The sequence below is a fragment of the Pseudomonas soli genome, from assembly GCF_021283165.2.
In the GTDB taxonomy this organism is placed as follows: domain Bacteria; phylum Pseudomonadota; class Gammaproteobacteria; order Pseudomonadales; family Pseudomonadaceae; genus Aquipseudomonas; species Aquipseudomonas soli.
The window spans coordinates 5,061,409-5,076,554 of the sequence record NZ_CP128543.1 but is presented as its reverse complement, the minus strand read 5'-3'; the positions used below and the strand labels follow the sequence as shown (position 1 = coordinate 5,076,554).

The window sequence follows — 15,146 nt, the reverse complement described above, 5'->3', positions numbered from 1 at the left end:
GATAGGCACGACTGGAAGCAATCGACCCGAAGCTAACGTTGGCAACAGGCCGAAAACGGCGAAAAGCGGACAGCCTCACTGGGACTGGGCTGGTATCCCTAAGGCTCGAAAGCATCCATGAAACTCGGGGCGATTCGCTACCGATACGAATTCAATTTTTCTTGGCTCTGAAACCTACTCTTGGGCCGACGATTCTGGTTTCCGAATCACCATGGCGGTCTATACAGATTTCTATAGAACACAACCCCGCCTCTCGAACGAGAAATGAGCACCTAATTTTTCTTTGCCCAGATGGTGGCCATAGGTCATCATCCCTACCAATCAATATCGGTCGCCACTCGAAAAATTAAGGAGAGATTTTTGAAAATCGAAGTAGCTTGCAAAGAAACCGACAGCACTAAAGCTAAGGGTGACCTGTTAGAAAACTTAGCAAATGACTTACTTATTGCTCAAGGCTATGAAGTAATTGAAGAGATTCGAATTACTGGCGCGGAGCTTGACTTACTTTGCAAACATCGAGTTAGTGGAAAAACCATCTATGTAGAATGTAAAGCACAAAAAGAAAAAATCTCAGCGCCTATCCTTCGCCAGCTATTAGGGACAGTAATAGCATATGATTACGCTGAGGGGTGGCTAATAAGCACCGCCGAACTAGGAAAAGAAGCGAAGGGTTTTGCAGAACAATGGCGGGAAAAAAATCAAAATCTCGGTTCTAAACTTAGCTTCTACACACCAAAACTAGTGATTGATTCTTTGCAAAGTTCTTCAATCATATGTAAGCAGCCAATTTCTGAAGCCATAGAAATTGCAGGAGGAGAGGAGAAGCTCGGTGATTGGTTCCTGCTAGTTACAGCATACGGACGATTTTGGGTTGCCTATGCACTACAGGGTGGAGCCCCATGTGGTGCCTTCCTTTTCAACGCAGTTACGTCAAAACGTGTAACTGATGAAGCAACCATACTCAATATCTCAAGACTTGATAGCAGCCTCGCACAATATGATCTAACGGTAGACATCAATAATGAAACAATACCAGCTAGCGAAAATAGTAAGCTTCCTAGAGTTGTAGAAGTTCAAACTGGAGACTCGTGGGATGACTATCGACCGGCACGTCCGCAAGACTTCGTCGGCAGAGACAATACCCAAAAAGACATAATTAATTTCTTAAGCCTTATTCAGCAAAATAAGGTTGATACGCGCGTCTTTGCAATAACTGGAAATTCGGGGCTGGGGAAAAGCTCGCTAATCGCCAAGCTCAGATCTAGGACAAGAAATAAATTTTATGCAAAACGCTTTTTTACCTACGCAATTGATATTCGTGGCGCAGCGACTCCCTCCTATATTGCATCTTCGCTGCTAAGCTGTTTTAAAAGCGCACAAGATGCAGGATTTGGTGACGATATAGAGCTTCAACTGACTGATCCAACATCACTTCTCGCATCTGGCAGTATTACTCGTTATTTGGAATCTCTAAAGCAGAAAAAACAAATCATCTGCTTGGTTTTCGACCAATTTGAGGAGTTATACTCAAAACCAGAACTTTTTGGAATTTTCAACGCAGCGAAGGACCTCATGCTAGAGGTAGCCGCATACAAAGCTAACTTAGCGTTAGGATTTGCTTGGAAGACTGATAGTACGACACAGCATGACCATCCTGCATACCACATGTGGCATGACCTGTCTGATCACCGAAGAGTTTACAAGTTGGACGTTTTTCTAAATGGTGAAATCTCTAAAGCTATTACTACATTCGAAAAAGAAATAGACCAAAAAATACCTGTCGAAATAAGACATCAAATCTCCAATAGTAGCCAAGGCTTTCCTTGGTTACTAAAAAAGCTATGCATAAACCTTTACGACAACATGAAAAAAGAGACCGATGGAGAGGCTTTAGTAGTCGAATTAGATGTAAGCAGGCTATTTGAAAACGACATCGAAAATCTCACCCCTCAAGAATACTCATGCCTTAAGCTAGTCGCTCAAAAAGCACCAGCCGACTGGGGAGAAATCATCGAGATATCAGGCGTCGGGATTGTGAACAGTTTGGTTCATAAACGGTTAATAATTAAGAGCGGATCAAGACTCAACATTTATTGGGATATATTTAAAGACTACTTGCTAACTGGCGCCATCCCGGTAATACCATTTAACTACATACCAACGTCCGACTTCTTTTCAATGTACAAAGTTGCCGCCAAGCTGAATGAAACAAATTTCACCGAATCTATAGACATTGCGAATGAGTCAGGACTTAACGAACGTACAGTATGGAACATCGGCGCCGACTTAGTTATGTTCGGAATTGCAGAGCGAAAAAACGTAAAATTCAAGCTTCATCGAGACTTAGAGGACAAAGAGTACTCAATGATGGAGCGGTTTCGAGAAAAACTCGGAAAGCACTCTTTAAAAATCGCCATTTACAAATCAAGCGCCGGCAAAGTGATAAGCAGTTCCGACATAACCAAAGCCCTCAAAACATGCATAAAAAATGGCCAATATAGTGAAAAAACCTGGCAAATCTACTCTAACCGGCTAATAAAGCTCTTGATGGTTACAGGTTTTCTTAGCAAACTTGGAAATAAGTTTTTAGTACAAGATTCAGGAGCATCCGTAGCTGACGCAGCAGAATTGGGTAGGCGTAGTAGTAGGCAACGAGGCGTAGTATTTTCGGCTATGGCATCACCGGCAAGTGTGTGTGAGGCACTCGAACTGCTCAAAGCCAACGTCCTGACGATTAACGATTTAATAGGAAAAGGTTATAGAAATTCTATTTTCATCCTAGACCGTTTTGATCTTATAACCAAAGAAAACAATGAAGTAAAACCAAATCTTGGTTCTATTAATAAGTTAGGCGGAAGCAGTGCCGCCGTATGGTCCTTGGCGAAAAATGAACCCGCAATCGCAAAATGCATCGAAAAACTTTCTCAAAATCCTAACATTACCGGGCTGGAACTAGGTGATTTCCTTTCTTCTGAATATCAAATGTCTTGGACTGATGCCTCCAAATCAAGGAATGGTAATAGCCTTAAACAATGGTCGAGCTGGGTCAAGGATGGTATCGATTCATCTCAAATACCTGAGCCGCCAGGACGGGCCAAGTAAAAATGCATATTATTAACTATCAAATAAAATGGGAATAAAAAAGGAAAATGACAAAAAGGGGATGGATTTATTTTTGGAAGAATAAGTCCTTCCCCTTTTTTGCTACACGGAAATTATGATCTGATCCTCGACTAGAATAATAGTTTGTGCACCATTGCATGACTGATACAAGGGTGCCCCAGCTATACGCAGATATCCTGACGGGAAATGAAAGCAATGACTGACACGATTCTGATTAAGCCGAAGTTGGTAAATAGTGCTACGTCATATTGGGCTATGTTCTACTACGCTATCTTGAAAACTGTGGCGAATCAGAAAAATATTAAATACCCGCTAATTCAGTCCTCTCTTGAAAGTTATCGAGGTGTGCTAAAGCATCCGGCGAATTTTTTTCATCAGATGAGAAGTAGCTTAAGAAATCATGGTTTTGAATATCTCATGATTGACTTTCTTCGATCTCAGGATGGTAGCGAGATTTTTGCTCAGCTGACCAGTTCTCTTCTTCAGGAGAATGGGATAAATGATTTCGATATAAAATTATTAAATATATTTAAGCTGGGCTCTGATTCCCTCGTTAGTAAACGCATTTCTGGTTATAAGAACCCAGATGTTAAGATTTTTTTGCCAGGCCGCACAGAGTCAGTTTTTGAGAGAAAGAAGGCTGGCTTGTCAATTTCCTATTCAAGTGGAAATATATCCGCGGCTTTTGGCTTCTGCGACTTGTTTATCATGGTTTCCGACGGTGCGAAGCACACCTATGGTTTTGTAGGCGAAGTTGAAGGGCAGCATGGAGAACGTCTTTTTCGAGAAGACTATTGGGGGGGCAAAAATGGCCTCAAATCAAAATTTGCTACTTTTGCCCTCGGCGCGTCTGACCGAAAGAAAAACATTGAAACGGTGAGTCCAAAAGGTAATATTGTTCTTCACCGAGATGCTAGTGGAAGATGGGTAGTGCATTTTTCTGACTCTTTAGAATTTATCAAGGATTTCACCCACGCCATTAGCAATTTGGAACTTTGCCTAGGCGGGCATTCATCAAATATTCGAATAACCGATAAGTCGCATGAAAGTGTCTTGGCTTTAATAACTAAAAACTGGGGTGTGGATAAAGAAATCGTTTTTTCTCACCTAGAGCAGTTGATTGATTACTCAGTTGACACACATATGTTTTACTATCAGAACGATATCGAAGATTTAAATATGGCTGAGCATGCGACTTACAGCCCATCTTTAATTGCTTTGGAAGATGAGTTCTTTTTACACAAGAAAAAAGATCTAGAGTGAGCGTCATTAGGTTTGCTGGTTGCTAGGTCTCTAGCGGGCAGAGGTGACCGACTGATTCCGCCTCAAGTCTGCTGTTGGCGGAGGTGGATTCGACCAAGAGGGGCCTAATCTAAGTGATTCGTCCCCTCTCGCTACATTTAAGGTCAGTCACCTTTTTTGTGTTTGTGTACTTCCAGATCAGGATGTTTGGATTTGTTTTCTTCGGTAACACGACGGCGTTGGTCCTTTTTTCCGGTGGATTCAGCAATCGGTTTTGGGCCGGGTTTAATACTCATGTGTTCAGCTCCTTCGATTGATAACGGTATCTAAGTAAAGCGGTGCGCCTGTACCGTTAAGCTACGGAGCCACCAACTCGGCAAGCTTGGCAGCGATATCTCCAAAGGTATCTTCAGCGGTGCTCAAGCCGCTTCTCGAGCCGAGTAAAGGACTGACTTCGCGAAGCGATTCGTATGTTGTGTCGTGAATGACTGGAACCAGCAGATCCCTTGCGAGGAGCGCGGAAAGCTCTTTGTCGGCGATGCCTTCGGCCGTTAAGCGACGCAGCAAAGCAGGGGTCACCAGCACAATTCCTACACGAGACTTCGCCAATCCCTTATCAATTTCACGCATTAACGAAGAGCCTAGAAGGACATCTTTCTCGCTGAACCAAACGGAAACACCGAGCGACTCGAGTACATCATGCAGTTCCTTCGCGGATCCTTTCCGGTCGTCCCAGGCATGACAAAGAAATACGTCACGTAGATCAGGTATTGCCGCACGCTTCTCGACATTTTCGCGTACCGGTGTGAGCGTTCGTACCTGGGCGGGGGTATAGGCCACAGAGGACCCGGATTTCGACCAGCGCGGCTGTGCGCTGCTGGATGAACCGCCACTGCTGCGACCACCCCCACCATGGGACGGAGACGAATAGGATGGTGCGTAGGACGAGGATGAATACGATCGGGATCCGTAGCCGCTATATCCGCCGCCACATGCGGGACACGCTGCTCTTGCGCTTGCCGAACGATGACCCTGTACTGGTGCTGTACATCTAGACATGTCGTAAACCTTCCGTTTGTAGCTGCTTGCCCGAGAGATGATTACGCAGCTGCTGTATCGAACCATCAGCTTTTGAAAACACCGCAGCCCATCCTTATGGGGTCGAAATCAATCTGAGCCTCAGATCGTGATTTCAAAATACTGGCACAAACGATAGCCCATAGCGCGAACTCCGCTAGCAAGCGTACGAAGAATGTTCGCTAGCGGCATCCGTTAAAAATGCCGACAGGGCTCCGGCCGCTCTCGATCTAGGTTTAAGGCCGCTGACATCTACGGCCCGCCATCGATGCCGTTATTCTATCGACGAGCGCTGTATATGGTTCGCTATGCCATTTTCGGACGGATCCTGTCGTTCCTCACTTAGCATTTGAAGCGGGTGGTCGTCGTTCTCACTGGAGTCCAAAAAATCCCGATTCGATTCCACGGAAAGCCATAACTAGCTGATTTGTTTATAGATACCCTATGAGGTACGGCTAGAAATCCACCCAATTCCAGCCCCACGAAAACCGGGCCCTCACGACCAACAACCGTCCGTCTGTCTCCGCCTCTCTCCGATTCCGCTTCATGTGGTGAGGCTCGGCGCTGTTTCGCGACTGGCCCACTGCCCACTCTCTACGATGTAGGCAGTTTCTCGCAGCCTCCATTGCCTTTTCCCAACCGTCCTAAGCTTGCTTTAGCAGCCCCCAAGGAATAAATTCCCTCCGTCGCGGCCATTTCCGCGACCGGGTTTGGCGACCCGACCGAAAAAGGCGCAACGGCGCCCCGATCACGATTGCAGGCGCTTTTTTTGTGTCCGCAGTTCCGTGTAATGGCGGCTGTGCGTGGGAGACCTTCGGGTCTGCCGGGTTCCTTTTCCTCGGTTCGCCAACCTGCGTACAGCTGCCACCCTATTCGTTTGGCGACGATGGTGTGGTGCTTTAACCGAAAAGGACCTCATGCATGCTCATCGCAAATCTGTACAGGATCCTCGCATCCGCTCTCCGCCGCCCCACCCGTGCGGCCACCCCATCCCCGACCTTCTATCCAATCGACAGCCAGTCCCTCGCCGACCGCGCCAACCGCGAGGTGCGCCATGACTGACCACGAACGCATGTCTACCCTGCAAAGCTACGTCTGGACCCTCGAACTGCTAGGCGAGGCGCTGGTCCAGCATGACGAGGTGCTCGAGTGCGAGCACAACCCGCAACTAAGCTTCCGCAACACGGCGGGTATTCACCAGGCGATCCGGATCATCAGCCGCTTGGCCAGCGAGCAGTTCGGCAAGCTGGAGGTAATGAAAGAAGAGGGTGTTTCTACAGACTGATGCTGCGCATCATCGGGGCCGCTTTGCGGCCCTATTGCGTGGTGTGTCCTGAGCGGACTCCACTTGAACCATCGCGTCTGGCAAAGAGTGCCCGGTCAGCAACGCATCGCTCGCCCGGTGCTACATCACCCCCGAATCAGCGCCTACCAGAACCACCCACCCCGAGCCAGTTCCTGCTCACAACTCCGATACTGCGCCCCAAACACCGAAGCCCGCGCCTGCACCTTCTGCGACACGTTCTTCAGCCACGGCTTGCCGTCGTAACTACGGTTGCGGTAGCCGCCCCAGCCTTCGTGGTAATTCAGGTACTGGCCATAGGCGTCCCACTTGGACACGCCATTCACCCGCTGGCTCTTCTGCATGTACCAGCCCATGAAGTCGAGGGCGTCGGCGAAGTCGTCGCGGGCGGCGCCCCAGCCGCCGGCTTCGCGCTTGTAGTCGGCCCAGGTCTCGTCCTTGGCCTGGGCGTAGCCGTAGGCGGTGCTGACCCGGCCCCAGGGGATGAAGCCGAGGAAGTAATAGCGCGGCGGCAGGGCGTCGTGCTTGAACGACGACTCTTGGTACATCATCGCCATCGGCACCTGCACCGGGGCGCCCCAGCGCGCCTGCATCTTCAACGCCGCCTCGTACCACTTCGGCTTCTCGCGGAAGATCTCGCAGAGGTTCTCGGGGTTGGCGGGAGGCTTGGTGGCACAGCCGGCTACAGCCAGGAGCAGGGCCGGCATGGTGAGCCGAAGCATGGAGGAGTTTCCTTGTGCGGACGTCGGGGTCGCAGGGCGCTGACGCTTTATACATTCTTTTGAGACGCAGATGAATCAGCGGGCGATTACTCGATGCCTGGACCATGGCTGGCATCAACCGTTAAACCCAGACGTCTACCCAAGTTACGTCATCATCCATTTCAACAGTTTCAAAGGGCGCTGAATTGAGTGCAGAGCCCTGCCGCTCTACCTCGAGATCCGCCCAGAACCCGTCAGTCGCGAAGACCAATCGTTCCCCCGCTTCGACCTTTAGAGAAACAAAATCTGGCCGTGGTGCGGTCCTGGCCTTGTAGCAGCGTGTGACAATGTTTCGAGCGGGATCTTCGGCGAGCTCCCCATGGCTTTTGTCTCGCTGCCAGTTTGCCCAGCAGTGAGGTGGCGTAAGCCATTTGATCACAGTCCCTGCAGTGACAATGCCGCAGGAGCAATCCCCTTCGTACGCCACGGTCAGGTAACCGTTCGATATCACCCCGACCAGATAGCAGCATGTCCCTGTGTGGTCACGAAACAGTGGGCCATGGATTTCAGAAAGCACTTTCCCTAATAGCGCCTGTGCAGCGGCAGGGGAGGTATCAGTGTCACCGGCGGATAGCCATTTTTGATAGGTATCGATGACGTAGGTGACGAAGCTCCTGGCAAGTTGATCGCTCCCTGTTTTCGCCGTGCCATCGACAATCACGATCAACCCTCTATCGCCGTCGAACACGGCATCGGCAAAGTCGCCGTTGAGGTCAGTCGATGTTCCCTTGAACGACCTCGTCGAGAACCTCATTTCAAGGCGGCCAGTTCATGCAAACGTTGAAAAACCAGGCGTTCCCGGCCCGGGGTGGACCTTACGGAGTTGCTGCTCTGAACCGCATAGTCAATCCCGTCCAGGCTCAACAGTTCAGTCATCTCGGCGGCAACGTACTGCCTGAGCTCGTCTTCGGCCGCCTTGAGTTCCTGCAACAGTTCGGGCCGCCCATCGATGACGATCAGGATATCTTCTACATCCTTGTGATAAGGGTCGTTTTTTCCTCGGCCCTTGAACGCTTCCAGTTTGGTAGCCAGGAAGTACGGGGCCCTGAAGATTTTTATCTCCAGGCCACTTGGAAGTGGTTGTGTAGCGGAATGAGCCAAGCCTTCGACAAACCATCTGTTTGTGTAGCCCAAGACTTCTGCGGCTGTGGGCATTACATCCACGATAACGTCGTTGAAACGAAACCGGCAATTGACGTCATCCTCGCCGGTTAATTTTATGTTTTTAGCGGCCAGCCGTTCTGTGAGGTGGGCCCATTGAGCGATACCGGCCAACTCGATAACCAGGTCGACGTCCACCGTGTGGCGTATGTCATCGATGATCACCGGATCGGTGACCAGCATGGCCGTCGTGCAGCCGCCCACGAATGCGACTTCATCGAGCAAGTCTTGACCAAGCCCCTGAGCGACAAACTCAAGGAGCTCGAGGTTGTGGTCAGCGTTGGAGGGCATTTACTTCAGCCCCAATCCAGCTTTGAGAATGCCTACCGCGACACTGGTTTCGCGAGGGCCACCCACACGTATTGCATCAACCAGGGCCAGGTAGTGGTACAGCGTACGGTCCTGTTTCACCGCATGGGGGACCGTTTTGTAGAGCGGCTCTATCAGCTGGCCGCGCTCGACCCCTAGTGGGTCGGGCCAAACGTAGAGGGTTTCCCCAGCACTGCGGATGTTGCGGCTCAACGCGGGAGCGGCGAAGCCGGTCGGTATTCCACGAACCAAAGCACCCGGTCGTACCGGGAAAAAGTACTTCAAGGCGTGCTCGGCAAGTTTGAGCAGCTCACGGCGATTGACCTTCGGGAGCCCGGTAGCATGATCGTTGATCAGCAGGCCCGATTCGCGACATCTGCCCATGGCGTTCGACACTTCGCTCTTACTCAGGCCCAGCGATGCTGAAAGCGACCTGACAGAGTAGCGATCACTCCAGGACGAGAGCGCTGCCTCGACCGGTTCGACTGGATCGCTCCAGCCCTCCCAGCTTTCGCCGCCGGTGATAAGCAAATAGGCTTCCTTGGCGGCACTGGAATAGGAAAGTGCTGGCGCCGAATCGGTATCGGGATATCCAGCGTCGCTTGGCTTCAAAAATCTTCCCGTTCGATCGTATTCCCAGTCAGGCGCCTGCATGGCGCTCTTGATGGCGCGGTCGAGCTGCTCTGTGTCGATGAGCAAATTCTCTTCCTGAGCGTAGAGGCTCGCCATCTTGAACAGGAGCAAAATATCTTGACTCTTCATTCGAGTAAAAATCCCGTCTGTCCACATTCCATGAAACGTGGACACTTTAAGCTTCGTTCGCTTGCAGATGTCAAGACTAGGATGGCTTGTCATAGGTCGGATGTGTTCAAAAAGGCAGATTGGTTGTGGATTATCCACTCCTGGTCAGATGCCCTCTTGCCTAAGGGGCCTATTCGTCCCAATCCTTTCAATTGAGGGATGATTCCCACACGTCTTCACTCAAAAGGCGGCGATGCCCCGCAAAATCCGCCCTCTTTCCACCCATATCGCGTATGGTGTCCACCAGTTCAACCCCGATCCACCCGGTGCGCCCGTGACGTCGAGCCCCGCGCACTGCTGCTTCATTGGCCGCCCCAACCCGCCGGCCAATCCAAGCCACCCGCCCCACGCCTCGACTATTCTCACCAGCAGCATGGACCGCTCGGCACTGCTCAGCACAACGTTGCACGACATCGGGATAGGTAATGACCCTGCAAAAGCGTAACAACGTGCACGTCGCTGGGAACGGCAGTGCCACCTTGATCCTGTCTCACGGCTTCGGCTGCGATCAGTCGATGTGGCGCTGCCTGCTGCCTCATCTGGTCACGCGCTTTCGCGTGGTCAGCTACGACCTGGTTGGCGCCGGTCAGTCCGACCTTGCGGCCTACACGGCGGAAAAATATGCGTCGCTCTGGGGCTATGCCACGGACCTCAACGAGCTGATCGACGCTTACGCCGAGGGGCCGGTGATCGTGGTCGGGCACTCGGTGAGCGCGATGATCGGCGTGCTGGCCGAGCGTCAGCGGCCCGGGCGGCTTGCCGGGCTGGTGATGATCGGCGGCTCGCCCTGCTACATCGATTCGGCGGGGTACTCCGGTGGCTTTGCGCCGGATGAAATCCAGGCGCTGCTCACCACCCTCGATGACAACTACCTCGGCTGGTCCAGTTCCATGGCCCCGACGCTGATGGGCACGCCCGGGCAACCATTGCTGGAGGCGGAGCTGACCAGCAGTTTTTGCCGTACCGACGCGCAGATCGCCCGGCACTTTGCCCGGGTCATCTTCCTCTCCGATCACCGCCAGGAGGTCAGCGGCCTGCCGGTACCGACGCTGATCGTGCAATGCACGGGCGACCCGGTGGTGCCGGTGGGCGTAGGCGAGTACCTGCACAGCGTGCTCCCCGACAGCCAGCTGAGCCTTATCGACAACATGGGCCATTACCCGCAGTTGAGTGCCCCGGGTGCCTGCGCGGCGGCGATGGATGCGTTCTTCGCTGGCCATGGATTCGGCCATGGATGACGCCGCCTTGTTGTTCGATGAGTCGTTGTTCGAGCATGCGCCGTGCGGGCTGGTCGTCATGGCCGCGGATGGCACCGTGCTGCGCTGCAACCAGACCTTCAGCCAGTGGCTGGGACATGACCCGGCGGCGTTGCAGGCGCGCAGTTTCGATCAGTTGCTGACGGCTGCGGGGCGGGCGTTCCAGCTCACGCACTGGGGGCCGTTGATGAACCTGCAGGGCTCGGTGTCGGAGGTGAAGCTCGAACTGCGCCATCGCGATGGGCACCTGCTGGCCATGCTGCTCAACGGGGTGCGGCGTGAAACCGCCGAGGGGGTGCGCTACCACCTGGCGCTGCTCGGCACCGGCGAGCGGGACCGCAACGAACGGGCGGCGCTGGTGGCCATGCAGCGCGCCGAAGAGCTGCTGGCGCAGAAGGTCAGCGCCGAGGCCGCCCTGCAACGGGCACAGGCCGAACTTGCCGCTGCCTATGAAAACGCCGAGCGCCGCGCCATCCTCGCCGAGCAGATGGTCGCGGTCGCCAGCCATGACCTGAAGAACCCGATGACGGCCATCAAGATGGCGACCGAACTGCTCGAACGCGATGCCGACAGCGACCGGGCCCGGCGCTTGCTGGGCAGCATCGGCAGTGCCGCCGACCGGGCGCAGCGGATGATCGTCGACCTGCTGGACTTCGCCTCGATCAGGCTAGGGCAGGGCATCCGCGTGACGCGTCAGCAGGTCGATTTGCGCCAGGCGGTGGACCAGTGCGTGAGCGAGCTCAGGGTGGCCTTCGCCCAGGCCGGTATTCGCCATTATTCGCGCGGGCATGGCACCTTCGAAGTGGACCAGGACCGCTTGCAGCAGATGCTCGGCAACCTGGTCGCCAACAGCGTGGCCTATGGCGCCCCGGGCTTGCCGATCACCGTGACCACCGACCTGACGGACGAAGGCGCGACCTTGAGCGTTCACAATCACGGGCCGGCCATTGCTGAAGCGGTGATCCCGACGCTGTTCGAGCCGATGACGCGAGGCAGCGAGCGCGAGGATCCGCTGCGCTCGGTGGGCTTGGGCTTGTTCATCGTCAAGCAGATTGTCGAGGCGCATGGCGGCAGGATCGGCATGCGTTCGGATGCGATCTATGGCACTACCTTCACCGTGTGGTTGCCGGCCAGGGGGGCTTTGCCTGGCACTGTTGCTGCCGTTGATGGACGGGAACAGTAATCTGCCACGTTCTTCCTGCTCTTGCAGGGCTCATATACGGCGATTGGCAGCGGCATGCACCTCGTCATCGCGCCTGGCGCCAATACAGAGCACCAGCACACCGAGCTTATCGGGTTCACCTTGAGCGATGCGCTCGCGTACGACTTTAAGGACCCGCTGAGCTTCGGCGCGGCCAAGTTACAGAAGATTGTCTTCCTGTTGGGATGAAACCTGACAGTCCAGATCATGTGCTTCTACCTGAAGCGAGTCTCCATCTCCTCCAGGCTCACGGTGTGTTTATCATTGAGGCTGGGCAGGCGCTCGGTGGTGAGACGTTCGGCACGCAGGTCGGCGAGCTCGTCCAGCATGGCCTGGTAGGCTTGCACGCCCATCAGGACCGCAGCGGGTTCGTTGTCCTTGAATATGACCAGATGAGTGGCGTCTGTGCTGGTCACTTGTTTCAAGCGTGCGCCAAACTCCCGGGCCATGGTGGTGGTGGACACTGCCTGTTCAGCTCGGGTCAGTAGGCCGGTCATTTGGAGTTCCTCGGAGTCACATACGCTCAATTTGCATTTATCAATGCGCATATCTGTACGTATGACAAACAGCTGGTACGGATGGTGAAGACAGCTATGTGGACTTGCAGACTATTGTCCCGGTTTGGGCAGTGCTTGGCCTCATCGGGACGTTTGCGAGATGTATCTCGCGCCCTCATAGCACCTTCATAGTGTCCTTGAGAGCGCCAGCGCTTTCGCCTCTGGAAGGCTTGATTTACTCGGTCAATCGTTCGGCCGCCTTGCGGTAAACCTGATCTCGCTCACGTTTATCCACGGCGACCACAAACACCACGATTTGATGATCGATGACCTGATAGACCAATCGATATCCGCTGCTGCGCAGCTTGATCTTGTAGCAGTCCGGGAAACCGTGCAGACGGTTCGCTTCGACCCTCGGGTTGAGCAACACGGTTGCCAGCTTCTTCTTTAGCTGTTGGCGAATGGTGTCGCCGAGCTTCTGCCATTCCTTGAGTGCGCGCGCATCGAAATCGAGGTTATAGGTCATCCAGCGTTACCCTCACCCTCTGCGGCGAGGCCAGGCGTTCGCGTACCGTGGCGAGCAGTGCTTCGTCCTCTTCGGTCAGTAACACGGGTTTAAAAGGCAGTTGCCCGCGCTCAGCAACATATTGCAGCGCTTGGCGCATCAGCTCGGAGGGGGTTACACCCAGCTTTTCCAGCTCACGGTAGGCGCGCACCTTGAGGTCGTCGTCGATACGTACATTGATGGACGCCATGTTTGCAGCCTCTTTGTAATGACATTGGTCTGTACAATGAGGCAAAGCAGTTTGTTGGGCAAGGGTAGTAACGAGATTACCGACAAGCGTGTTACTCGTTGAACTCCGGAGCGACGTCAGGCTGCAGGGAGGGCGATCTCGAGGTGCCCCCTTCGAACCACCCCGGCCACGAACTACGCTGCCGGTTCTCCACCTGCACACAGGGAATCAGCCGCTCACGCAATACCTCGGTCCTGCCCACGCTCACCGCCAGCCGGTACTTGGCGCTGTGCACGCATTCCCGATCGCCGAACTCGCAACGATCCAGGCTGGTGCCGCCGCACGGCCCGTTTGCCAGCCCCTTGGGGCAGGTCTCGGGGCAGATATACAGCGTGTCCTCCAGCCGGCAACTGCCACAGGTATCGCAGCCCACCATCGGCCGTTTGATACGCCGTTCCAGCTGGTGCAGCCACTGCGCTGCCGTGGGGTTGGCCCATAGCGGCCGGGTCACGGCCCAGCCGAAGGCCTTGCTCAAGGCGGTGGTGCGGCTGAACAACTGGTGGTGCATCGCCGACAGCAGGTGATAGCGAACCTTTTCCTTGTTGGACGCGGTGATCTGCCGCTGCCCGAGGCGCCAGGCGTGTCCGGGTGGATGGAAGGTGACCGGCGTCAGGCCAGGTGCCTGCCAGGCTGCTTCCCAGGCCGGGGTCCAGTCCTGCAGTGAGCTGAACTGCGGTTGCAGCATCTCGATGGCCTGCTCCAGTGCCTCGAACTGCGCCACCTCGTGGATGCCGGACAAGTGCACCCCGGCATAGCCCATCAATTTCAGGCCGATCACCTGCAAGGCCAGGCGCTGGTTGGCGCGTTCCTTGGCGTAAGTCTTGGAAACCGCTGCCTCGGCGGCCAGCAGTGCGCGCATCGACGGCGTGACGGTCACCCCGGCGACATGCCCGAGCATCCCGGCACGGCCCTCGGTCAGCGCCATGATGCAGGCCATCAGCGGCTTGGGCCGGGGCTGGCGCTGCATCCAGTTGAAGGCTTCCTGATGCTTATCGATATCGAAACCGAGCTGCAGGATGAACAGGTCGGCCCCGGCGGTGAGTTTCTTTTCAGCCTTGCTGTACTGCGCGCCGCCTTCGGCCTCCTGGTACTTGAACGGGTTGAGCGCGGCGGCCAGCAGCCAGTGCGGGCGGGCCTGGCGGACGATCTGCAGGGCGGCGACGGATTCGAGGTAGCGCACCGGGCGCTCGCCCGGGACGTGGCCGGGCAGGCGGTCGCCGGTGAGCAGCAGCAGTTGGTCGAGGCCGGCGGCGTCCATGCGCTGCAATTGCGCCAGGAGTTCATGGCGCTCGCGGTCCTTGCCTGAGAAGTGCAGCAGGGCGGGGACGGGCTCGGCCAGGCTGTTGAAGGCGTCCAGCGGCGACATGTCCAGGGCGCTGCCGACGCGGTCGCCGATGGCCACGGTCAGCGGCCAGCCGCACAGCTGGGTGCGGGCCATGAGGGTGTCGAGGGTGGCGAAACGCTCGGCGCTGGGCTTGGGCACGAACTCCAGGATGCAGGCGAAGGCGTTGGCGTCCAGGGTCGTTTTCAACAGGCTCATGGGGTGTGGGCTACCGGGTTGGGGCAGGGTGGCAGTGTGCGACAGGTGGGCGGCTGGGGCATGTCTGATTGCGCGGGGGAG

The 15,146-nt window shown here is 54.7% G+C and carries 17 protein-coding genes; 7 read left to right on the top strand and 10 right to left on the bottom strand.

The window, feature by feature from the left end:
- Nucleotides 1–360: 360 nt before the first annotated feature.
- Both LU688_RS23400 and LU688_RS23395 read left to right on the top strand, forming a co-directional pair.
- Entirely contained in the window at nucleotides 361–3,102 is a 2,742-nt protein-coding gene (locus tag LU688_RS23400; RefSeq protein ID WP_160290913.1) for a restriction endonuclease, read from the top strand.
- A 216-nt stretch (nucleotides 3,103–3,318) separates the two neighbouring features.
- Nucleotides 3,319–4,386, top strand: a complete 1,068-nt coding sequence (locus tag LU688_RS23395) for a hypothetical protein (RefSeq protein ID WP_160290914.1) — start codon at nucleotides 3,319–3,321, stop codon at nucleotides 4,384–4,386.
- Between the two features lie 143 nt (nucleotides 4,387–4,529).
- Here the strand turns inward: LU688_RS23395 and LU688_RS23390 are convergent, their stop codons facing one another.
- Nucleotides 4,530–4,661: a hypothetical protein gene (locus LU688_RS23390; protein WP_256122401.1), complete on the bottom strand. Its 132-nt coding sequence runs from the start codon at nucleotides 4,659–4,661 to the stop codon at nucleotides 4,530–4,532.
- Nucleotides 4,662–4,722: 61 nt separating this feature from the next.
- Nucleotides 4,723–5,205: a toll/interleukin-1 receptor domain-containing protein gene (locus LU688_RS23385; protein WP_232887992.1), complete on the bottom strand. Its 483-nt coding sequence runs from the start codon at nucleotides 5,203–5,205 to the stop codon at nucleotides 4,723–4,725.
- 1,158 nt (nucleotides 5,206–6,363) lie between these two features.
- On the opposite strand from LU688_RS23385, the gene LU688_RS23380 reads away from it, so the two are divergent.
- Together LU688_RS23380 and LU688_RS23375 are read left to right on the top strand one after the other, a co-directional pair.
- Nucleotides 6,364–6,504, top strand: a complete 141-nt coding sequence (locus LU688_RS23380) for a hypothetical protein (RefSeq protein ID WP_160290916.1) — start codon at nucleotides 6,364–6,366, stop codon at nucleotides 6,502–6,504.
- On the top strand, nucleotides 6,497–6,727 hold the full coding sequence (locus LU688_RS23375; protein WP_160290917.1) for a hypothetical protein: 231 nt from the start codon (nucleotides 6,497–6,499) through the stop codon (nucleotides 6,725–6,727). The genes LU688_RS23380 and LU688_RS23375 overlap by 8 nt, the downstream gene beginning before the upstream one ends.
- Before the next feature lie 143 nt (nucleotides 6,728–6,870).
- Here the strand turns inward: LU688_RS23375 and LU688_RS23370 are convergent, their stop codons facing one another.
- The 4 genes from LU688_RS23370 to LU688_RS23355 form a co-directional block, all read right to left on the bottom strand.
- Nucleotides 6,871–7,467, bottom strand: coding sequence for a transglycosylase SLT domain-containing protein (locus LU688_RS23370; protein WP_094011757.1), 597 nt, complete (start codon nucleotides 7,465–7,467; stop codon nucleotides 6,871–6,873).
- A gap of 121 nt (nucleotides 7,468–7,588) precedes the next feature.
- On the bottom strand, nucleotides 7,589–8,260 hold the full coding sequence (locus tag LU688_RS23365) for a serine/threonine protein phosphatase (protein WP_094011756.1): 672 nt from the start codon (nucleotides 8,258–8,260) through the stop codon (nucleotides 7,589–7,591).
- On the bottom strand, nucleotides 8,257–8,958 hold the full coding sequence (locus LU688_RS23360; protein WP_094011755.1) for a hypothetical protein: 702 nt from the start codon (nucleotides 8,956–8,958) through the stop codon (nucleotides 8,257–8,259). The genes LU688_RS23365 and LU688_RS23360 overlap by 4 nt, the downstream gene beginning before the upstream one ends.
- On the bottom strand, nucleotides 8,959–9,738 hold the full coding sequence (locus tag LU688_RS23355) for a MarR family transcriptional regulator (protein WP_160290918.1): 780 nt from the start codon (nucleotides 9,736–9,738) through the stop codon (nucleotides 8,959–8,961).
- A 464-nt stretch (nucleotides 9,739–10,202) separates the two neighbouring features.
- Here LU688_RS23355 and LU688_RS23350 point away from each other — a divergent pair, with 464 nt between their 5' ends.
- The 3 genes from LU688_RS23350 to LU688_RS23340 are packed head-to-tail and all read left to right on the top strand — an operon-like array spanning nucleotide 10,203 to nucleotide 12,423.
- Nucleotides 10,203–11,015 (top strand): alpha/beta fold hydrolase, encoded by an 813-nt coding sequence (locus LU688_RS23350; protein WP_160290919.1) that lies wholly within the window; start codon nucleotides 10,203–10,205, stop codon nucleotides 11,013–11,015.
- Complete coding sequence (locus tag LU688_RS23345) at nucleotides 11,008–12,216, top strand: PAS domain-containing sensor histidine kinase (RefSeq protein WP_201754976.1); 1,209 nt, start codon at nucleotides 11,008–11,010, stop codon at nucleotides 12,214–12,216. Before LU688_RS23350 ends, LU688_RS23345 begins: the two co-directional genes overlap by 8 nt.
- Nucleotides 12,217–12,270: 54 nt before the next feature.
- Nucleotides 12,271–12,423: a hypothetical protein gene (locus LU688_RS23340; protein WP_158659585.1), complete on the top strand. Its 153-nt coding sequence runs from the start codon at nucleotides 12,271–12,273 to the stop codon at nucleotides 12,421–12,423.
- A 26-nt stretch (nucleotides 12,424–12,449) separates the two neighbouring features.
- Here LU688_RS23340 and LU688_RS23335 read toward each other — a convergent pair whose 3' ends face one another.
- The 4 genes from LU688_RS23335 to LU688_RS23320 all read right to left on the bottom strand — a co-directional run bounded on the left by LU688_RS23335 (nucleotide 12,450) and on the right by LU688_RS23320 (nucleotide 15,065).
- Nucleotides 12,450–12,731, bottom strand: coding sequence for a Phd-YefM (locus LU688_RS23335; protein ID WP_023629497.1), 282 nt, complete (start codon nucleotides 12,729–12,731; stop codon nucleotides 12,450–12,452).
- A gap of 235 nt (nucleotides 12,732–12,966) precedes the next feature.
- The gene (locus LU688_RS23330; protein ID WP_023629498.1) at nucleotides 12,967–13,257 is read right to left on the bottom strand and encodes a type II toxin-antitoxin system RelE family toxin; all 291 of its coding nucleotides are present in this window, start codon (nucleotides 13,255–13,257) and stop codon (nucleotides 12,967–12,969) included.
- Complete coding sequence (locus tag LU688_RS23325; RefSeq protein WP_023629499.1) at nucleotides 13,247–13,486, bottom strand: type II toxin-antitoxin system RelB/DinJ family antitoxin; 240 nt, start codon at nucleotides 13,484–13,486, stop codon at nucleotides 13,247–13,249. The genes LU688_RS23330 and LU688_RS23325 overlap by 11 nt, the downstream gene beginning before the upstream one ends.
- Before the next feature lie 91 nt (nucleotides 13,487–13,577).
- On the bottom strand, nucleotides 13,578–15,065 hold the full coding sequence (locus tag LU688_RS23320; protein ID WP_160290920.1) for a methylenetetrahydrofolate reductase C-terminal domain-containing protein: 1,488 nt from the start codon (nucleotides 15,063–15,065) through the stop codon (nucleotides 13,578–13,580).
- Between the last annotated feature and the right edge of the window lie 81 nt (nucleotides 15,066–15,146).

Bases quoted from the DNA above. Each gene is read 5' to 3' on its own strand.
- LU688_RS23330 (WP_023629498.1), bottom strand. From the start codon at position 13,257: ATGACCTATAACCTCGATTTCGATGCGCGCGCACTCAAGGAATGGCAG.
- LU688_RS23360 (WP_094011755.1), bottom strand. From the start codon at position 8,958: ATGCCCTCCAACGCTGACCACAACCTCGAGCTCCTTGAGTTTGTCGCT.
- LU688_RS23395 (WP_160290914.1), top strand. From the start codon at position 3,319: ATGACTGACACGATTCTGATTAAGCCGAAGTTGGTAAATAGTGCTACG.
- LU688_RS23335 (WP_023629497.1), bottom strand. From the start codon at position 12,731: ATGACCGGCCTACTGACCCGAGCTGAACAGGCAGTGTCCACCACCACC.
- LU688_RS23390 (WP_256122401.1), bottom strand. From the start codon at position 4,661: ATGAGTATTAAACCCGGCCCAAAACCGATTGCTGAATCCACCGGAAAA.
- LU688_RS23350 (WP_160290919.1), top strand. From the start codon at position 10,203: ATGACCCTGCAAAAGCGTAACAACGTGCACGTCGCTGGGAACGGCAGT.
- LU688_RS23365 (WP_094011756.1), bottom strand. From the start codon at position 8,260: ATGAGGTTCTCGACGAGGTCGTTCAAGGGAACATCGACTGACCTCAAC.
- LU688_RS23320 (WP_160290920.1), bottom strand. From the start codon at position 15,065: ATGAGCCTGTTGAAAACGACCCTGGACGCCAACGCCTTCGCCTGCATC.
- LU688_RS23375 (WP_160290917.1), top strand. From the start codon at position 6,497: ATGACTGACCACGAACGCATGTCTACCCTGCAAAGCTACGTCTGGACC.
- LU688_RS23345 (WP_201754976.1), top strand. From the start codon at position 11,008: ATGGATGACGCCGCCTTGTTGTTCGATGAGTCGTTGTTCGAGCATGCG.
- LU688_RS23370 (WP_094011757.1), bottom strand. From the start codon at position 7,467: ATGCTTCGGCTCACCATGCCGGCCCTGCTCCTGGCTGTAGCCGGCTGT.
- LU688_RS23380 (WP_160290916.1), top strand. From the start codon at position 6,364: ATGCTCATCGCAAATCTGTACAGGATCCTCGCATCCGCTCTCCGCCGC.
- LU688_RS23325 (WP_023629499.1), bottom strand. From the start codon at position 13,486: ATGGCGTCCATCAATGTACGTATCGACGACGACCTCAAGGTGCGCGCC.
- LU688_RS23355 (WP_160290918.1), bottom strand. From the start codon at position 9,738: ATGAAGAGTCAAGATATTTTGCTCCTGTTCAAGATGGCGAGCCTCTAC.
- LU688_RS23340 (WP_158659585.1), top strand. From the start codon at position 12,271: ATGCACCTCGTCATCGCGCCTGGCGCCAATACAGAGCACCAGCACACC.